The sequence below is a fragment of the Lamprocystis purpurea DSM 4197 genome (genome assembly GCF_000379525.1).
Lineage (GTDB): Bacteria > Pseudomonadota > Gammaproteobacteria > Chromatiales > Chromatiaceae > Thiodictyon > Thiodictyon purpureum.
Genome location: NZ_KB902395.1, coordinates 1 through 6,139, shown reverse-complemented (window position 1 = coordinate 6,139; position 6,139 = coordinate 1). Strand labels below are relative to the sequence as shown.

Below are 6,139 nucleotides of genomic sequence, written 5' to 3'. Positions count from 1 at the left end.
TGCGTAGTCAGGGCTTCCAGCCCTGACGGTGTCAGGCCAGGATGGCCTGACTACGCACCCGGCGAGCCCAAGTGGCCGGAATCTTGATCAAGGCCCGATCGGACCTTGGTCGTAAATCCGGCCATCGCGGGATCTGCACGGTCGTCGGTCCGCACAGCGGACCCTACGGGTTACGGTGTTACCGTAGGGTCCGCTGTGCGGACCGTCCGCGGCTGGCAAGAACTCACCACCTTGGAGTGCAACAAACGTATGCCTTACGTCACCTCTGTCGAACGGATCGGGTACCAACGGGGTCGCCAAGAGGAGGCCGGTGCCCTGGTGCAAAGGCAACTCCGGCGCCGATTCGGCCCGCTTGCTCAGGAAACCGAGGATCAAATCGTGGCCCTGCCGCTGGAGCGAGTCGAGGCACTTGGCGAAGACCTACTGGACTTCAACTCCCTCGTTTTGTCGGCACTCAAAGGCTTCGAGCAGGGCCGCATGTCCTCGGGCAAGGCCGGCCGCTTGTGCGGCCTGGGCCGCGTTGAATTTCTGTTGCAGGCCAGCCGCGCCGGGGTCCCGGTGGTCGACTTGGAGGGCGAAGATCTCGCGGACGAGTTCGTCTGATACCGCCGGAACGCGCCATGATCAACGCCGGTCCGCGGATCGCCCTCGCGTTGACGATACGGCCCGGCGCGACACTGAGGCGCGGACCCGCTAGCCAAGCCCGCGGCGTCACGGGTATCATGAATCGAACACGTACGCGCGCGTTGATGAGGACGCCGGCCACCTGGAGGTGATCTTTGGCGGTTCCGCTGGAATGGCAGTCGGTGACCGGGTCGCGACACCCAGCCGGAACGGGCGAGCCGCGTGGCGTGGCGGGACATCCACGCGACCTCACCGAACTCCCGCTGCAACTCACCTACCGCACCGGTCGCGACGACCTGGTGCGTGGCTTCTTTGTCCCCTGTCTCGAAACCGCGGTGCTCTACCGCCGGGCCGCCGGGTACTTCACCAGTGCCGGCCTGGCGCTGGCTGCCCGCGGCGTCGCCAGCCTGGCGCTGCGTCGCGGACACCTGCGCCTGGTCGTCTCCCCGCATCTGGAGCCCGACGACTGCGCTGCCCTGGAGCGTGCCCGCGACACCCCGGCCGCGGTGCTGCGCACCATCGCCGCCCGCAGTCTGGCCGAGATCGAAGACGCCCTGCTCAAGGACCGGCTCAACGCCCTGGCCTGGCTCGCCGCCGCCGGTCTGCTGGAGATCAAGCTCGCGCTGCGCGTCACCACCCAGGGCGGCTACGCGCGCGGTCTGTTTCATGCCAAGACCGGCGTCTTCTCCGACGACACCGGCCACCACGTTAGCTTCTCAGGCTTCGCCAACGAGACTGCCGGGCTTGGTCGGCATGCTTGTGCTGGGTGCCCGCGACCGACAACCGAAAGACGAACACGCTAAATTGCGGGTTGCGTCGCATGTCAATAAACGAAACGGCAGACAGTCAGAGCCGCATTGGCGATAATCACTCAGGGAAAGGCGGTCCAATGGGGTCGCCTACTGCACAGTCCCCGTCCCCGAGGCAAGGACCCTGACCATGGCTAAGTTCCTAAACACCAGCGCGACCAATTACTTTCTGGAAGAGCTGATCAAGGCCGCTCGCGAGCGACTGATCATCATCAGTCCTTTCCTCAAGTTCAACGACCGTATCCGCGAACTGCTCCAGGACAAGGACCGCATGAAGATCGACGTGCGGATCGTCTACGGCAAGAGCGAACTGGCGCCGCACGAGATCAATTGGCTCCGATCCCTGCCCTTCGTTCGCACCAGCTTCTGCCAGAACCTGCACGCCAAGTGCTACCTGAACGAACGCTCCGCCATCATCACCTCCATGAATCTCTACGACTTCAGCCAGGTGAGCAACAACGAGATGGGCGTGTTCGTCGACCGGGAACAAGAGGCGGACCTGTACCGGGAGACCTACGAAGAGGCGCAGCGCCTGATCCGCGTCAGCGAAGAGGTCCGACTCGCGGCCGAGAAGGTGGAGCAGCCGAAGGACGAGGTTCGCGAGCCGGTTGCTGAGTCCGCCGATGCAAGGGATTTCGAAAAGCTCACCACCTCCCGCCTCGCCAAGGCGCTGGGGCTGCGGTCTGGCGAACTGGGCGACAAGTTGCTGAGCGCGGGGCTGGTCGAGCGGGATGGGGAGCATTTGAAGCTCACCGCAAAGGGCAAGGCGGCGGGAGGGGAGTTTAGGGTGTCCGGGAAGTTTGGGCCGTATTTTCTGTGGCCTGCGGATCTGCACCTGTAATGCCTGCGGCAATCTATGAGTCGTTAGGAGCACCTTTGGAGACGCGGACGCCGCTATCGGAGATAATTTGTCTATTGTTAGCACCCAAGACGTTGCGGGATATTTTCTTGGGTGTTAGCAGATGGGCTAAACCCCACCTTTGCCTGTGTTTCGTAGCGCTTTTGCTGCCGATTATTCCCTGACTGAAATAGTCAAGGCTTCCAAGAGTCGTCGGATAAGCGTCAGAATTTTTTCGGCAATGGTTTCATTGCTCCTGATTTTTTATCGGTTTGCGCGAAATGAAGAATCTATACCAGTACCTTTCACCAATTAATGTCGCCCTCAGCGATTTGCTGCTTGATCCCAATAATCCTCGATTTTCTGAGTTAGGGGAAGAAGTTCGGCCAATCCCCGAGGGTCGGTTCGCGGAAGAAAAAGTGCAGCGAACCGCCTTTGATAAGATGAAGACCCCTGCTTTTGATGTTCAGGAGCTTCGGGATACCATCAGGGCGCTGGGCTTCTTGCAAATGGATAGGCTAGTAATACGTCCCTGGAAAGGGGGGGTTGCGGAGGGCGTTCAAAAGTATGTTGTTATAGAGGGTAATCGAAGGGTAACGGCCATTCGGTGGCTATTGGATCTCCACTCTGAAGGCAAGGAAACGCTGAGTGAAGCCCAGTTAAATAATATGCAGATCCTTGAGTGTCTGTTACTTGATGACAAAAATGCACCAGACACTGCCCAGATCATTTTGCCGGGCCTGCGGCATGTATCTGGTATTAAAGAGTGGGGGCCATATCAGAAGGCAAAAGCAGTTTTCGCTTTGCGGGAAACCGGCATGAGTCCCCAAGAAGTTGCTCAAAGTCTAGGGTTATCCACGCGTGCGGCCAATACTGCTTATCGCTGCTTTATGGCGTTAGAACAAATGAAAGCCGACGAGGAGTTCGGCGAGTATGCGGAGCCGAAAATGTATAGCTATTTTGAAGAGATATTCAAGAAGCGAAATGTAAAGGACTGGCTCGGTTGGGACGAGAATTCGTATAAATTCGGAAACGAATCCAGCTTGATCGAATTTTACTCATGGATTGTACCTGGCTCTGATGAAGAGGAGGCGAAACTGCCGAAGGCTGTGAATATTCGTGAGTTGAGCACTTTTATTGACGACCCTGCTGCGGTTTCCATATTTCGATCCAAAGATGGATCTCTTTCTCGGGCTCTAGCGAGATACGAACTAGATCACCCGGCTGACTGGTTTCCACAGATTGCTGCTGCAGTGGGGGCCATCCGCTCATTGACTCCAGATAAATTACGTCATTTGGATGGCGCGTCTATTCAGTCATTGACTGAACTTCGGGAGGCTGTAGAACAAGCACTCGAGGATCGAAGTAAATTGCTTGCTTAATCTGTTAATTTCTGATCCGCATTCCTGCCATCCATGAAGGCATGCGAATAGGTTTGCTAGATTTTCTGTAACCTCCGTCAGCGGTTTATAATAAAGAAATTACAGCGATTATCTAGGACTCATCTAATATGCGAACACGCCGGACGATAGCCGCCAGAGCTTTCTCGATTTATCAGATTGCTGCAGCACTCAGATCGGCACAGATGTCCGGCTCTTAAATGAGTTGTCGATATGCGCATCAGACGTAGTAAAGACTACTGCTTAATAGGCAATAACGATGGGTTTTCCTTCCTCTCAAACAGTAGCTAGTTGGGTAGTCTCCTCCTTACAAAGTGAAGAGTGGATTTTATTGCAGGTTGCTAGTATTGCGTGCGTCAAAGAAAAACTGATAAACTCGATCCCTTCAGAAATAGAGGAGCGTATTGAAGACTATCTTCCTCACATCGCGGAGGAACTTCGTAACCGGGCTTCGCGATTGCGCGAAGATGGCGAACTTGAGACGTTTGAAATTGACCAAGAGCCGTCTCCATATATTAGAGGAAGAAATATTTTACATCAACCGACTCTTGCTCTAATTAGAGAAATGGATCCTTCAGACTTCGAGAAAATTTGCGCCCAGATTCTCAAGAAGCTTGGTGCTAACTCGGAAGCAACAGGGAAAGTTGCGGACGATGGTGTCGATTTCATCGGGTATAATTTTTCGCCTTTAGACCGACGCGGGCTACCAACATCGGTCGTATCTCAAGCGATAGTGGTAGGGCAGGCGAAGAGATATCGACAAAGTAATATTGTAACCGAAAACGACTTAAGAAAGTTTGTGGGTGGTGCATTGAAGAAAGTTCACGCATTAAGAGACAGGCAGGATTTCGGCGTGCTCTCTCCTGTAGTGTACTCCTATTGGACAACATCAGACTTCGATCCTAGTGCGAAGGAATATGCGCGAGTTATGGGTTTGTGGTTGATGAACGGCCCTACGCTTGCCAAGTATCTACTTGAACTGGAGGTTGAATTAGGGAGCGCGAGTTGATTAGAATGTTCTTGGGTGGACCTGTAATCTGGAAGGAGCAGCCCCGTAGAACCGAAAGAAACCTTCGATAAATATATGACTTAAAACGCCTTTAAGATTGCAGCGCTATCGCGGATAATGACTCTGAGTTTCATTTATCGGCTTATGGGTCGTCCATAGTTTTGCCTTGGTCCGGATTTATCAATAGATCTTCAGCCGTCAGCACAGATCTCAGCCGCGCCAACGTCCGCATCCCCTCATCCGCCTCGTAATCCGGATAGTCGGGATTCGTGGCCTTGAGGATGTAACGCCCTTCCGGGCTCTTGTGGACGACGCGCAGCAGATACTGGTCCGCGCCGTCCACGCCTTGACGCTCGATGACCATGATGTTCCCGGTAATCGAACCGGCCTTGGCGGGGTCGATCAACTCCAGCAGCAGATAGTCCCCGTCCTGCACCGGCTGCTTGCCGCCGTTCATTGAGTTTCCGACTGCACGGGCGACGAAATGACGGGCGGGGTCGAGGCGGCCGAAACCTGGACCGATTCGGCAGGATGCATCAGCGTCGCTCCGGCCGCTGCGGAAGTGGCCGCAGGCGATTCGGAGATCCGGGAAATACGGGATTTCATCGACCGCTGCCGGTTCGCCGGCCCGCTTGCGAAAGGGGAGGATCGCGGCGGAATGCTCAACGGGCTCTTCTTTAGTCGATGGCTCCGGGGTGGACAGGCGGGGCTCATAGGCTGCCAGGCGATAATCGACCAACTCCTGAACCATGCTCTGAAAAGCATCGTGCTCATCATCGGTGACCTGAAACCTTGGCTGGAATCGGCCGTCGCGGATCTCGAACCAACGCTGGGCTTCCGCACCCCGATTGCCGCCGATCAAGGCATTGATCGGGTTGCCCTTCCAATACGCAAGCCATTTGCCGGGTGGGATCTCATCGAGGTCTTGCAAATCGGCACGGATGTCCGCGATGAATCGGCGGCGGCGCCGGAAGACATCCAGCGCCTTGGCGGCCAGGTCTTCGATGCGCGGCGGGTTACGGAAGCCGTCGAGTTCGAGCAGGGATTCCAACAGGATGACCTTGAATGATTTGGTCATGGTCGTGGTTTCCACCTCGCGCAGAAACTCCGCGTGGCGCGTCAGGCAATCGGTCTCAGCGGTTGTCAGGTCCGCCTGGTTGTCGACGAGCGCCCACCAGTGCCGATGGAGGCGACGCAGATCCGATATGTTCGACCCGCTGCGATAGACCTCGGCAAGCGTCGGGCGGCGGCCCAATGATTCCTTGAGTGCCTGATAGTCGGTTTCCGGCCCCCGACCCTGGAGCCGGATCAGGAATTCGATGATCGTCAGATCGTAGTTGGCGTAGCAGTCCGGCGGGAGTTTCAGTGTGTCTTTCCGGCAAGCCTGCATGAAATCCCGTCTCTAGCCCAGTAGCCTGGGAGCCCCGTATGTCGTCATCTGGAGGCTCCACCGCATGTC

The 6,139-nt window shown here is 56.3% G+C and carries 6 protein-coding genes; 5 read left to right on the top strand and 1 reads right to left on the bottom strand.

Annotated features, from left to right (window positions below; translation table 11 throughout):
- The first annotated feature begins 249 nt into the window (after window positions 1–249).
- From A39O_RS37840 to A39O_RS37835, 5 genes are all read left to right on the top strand, one after another.
- Window positions 250–603, top strand: coding sequence for a DUF4351 domain-containing protein (locus A39O_RS37840; RefSeq protein WP_083924526.1), 354 nt, complete (start codon window positions 250–252; stop codon window positions 601–603).
- Between the two features lie 176 nt (window positions 604–779).
- Window positions 780–1,427 carry a phospholipase D-like domain-containing protein gene (locus tag A39O_RS0105195; protein WP_020503636.1) on the top strand — a complete coding sequence of 216 codons (648 nt, stop codon included), beginning with the start codon at window positions 780–782 and terminating at the stop codon, window positions 1,425–1,427.
- A gap of 136 nt (window positions 1,428–1,563) precedes the next feature.
- The gene (locus A39O_RS0105190) at window positions 1,564–2,274 is read left to right on the top strand and encodes a phospholipase D family protein (RefSeq protein WP_020503635.1); all 711 of its coding nucleotides are present in this window, start codon (window positions 1,564–1,566) and stop codon (window positions 2,272–2,274) included.
- Window positions 2,275–2,552: 278 nt separating this feature from the next.
- On the top strand, window positions 2,553–3,653 hold the full coding sequence (locus tag A39O_RS0105185; protein ID WP_020503634.1) for a ParB/Srx family N-terminal domain-containing protein: 1,101 nt from the start codon (window positions 2,553–2,555) through the stop codon (window positions 3,651–3,653).
- Between the two features lie 277 nt (window positions 3,654–3,930).
- Window positions 3,931–4,680, top strand: a complete 750-nt coding sequence (locus A39O_RS37835; protein WP_083924525.1) for a restriction endonuclease — start codon at window positions 3,931–3,933, stop codon at window positions 4,678–4,680.
- A 142-nt stretch (window positions 4,681–4,822) separates the two neighbouring features.
- On the opposite strand, the gene A39O_RS32085 is transcribed toward A39O_RS37835, so the two are convergent.
- On the bottom strand, window positions 4,823–6,070 hold the full coding sequence (locus A39O_RS32085; RefSeq protein ID WP_020503632.1) for a S24 family peptidase: 1,248 nt from the start codon (window positions 6,068–6,070) through the stop codon (window positions 4,823–4,825).
- Window positions 6,071–6,139: the final 69 nt, after the last annotated feature.

Coding starts and splice junctions, on each gene's coding strand:
- A39O_RS37840 (WP_083924526.1), top strand. CDS start 250: ATGCCTTACGTCACCTCTGTCGAACGGATCGGGTACCAACGGGGTCGC.
- A39O_RS0105190 (WP_020503635.1), top strand. CDS start 1,564: ATGGCTAAGTTCCTAAACACCAGCGCGACCAATTACTTTCTGGAAGAG.
- A39O_RS0105185 (WP_020503634.1), top strand. CDS start 2,553: ATGAAGAATCTATACCAGTACCTTTCACCAATTAATGTCGCCCTCAGC.
- A39O_RS37835 (WP_083924525.1), top strand. CDS start 3,931: ATGGGTTTTCCTTCCTCTCAAACAGTAGCTAGTTGGGTAGTCTCCTCC.
- A39O_RS32085 (WP_020503632.1), bottom strand. CDS start 6,070: ATGCAGGCTTGCCGGAAAGACACACTGAAACTCCCGCCGGACTGCTAC.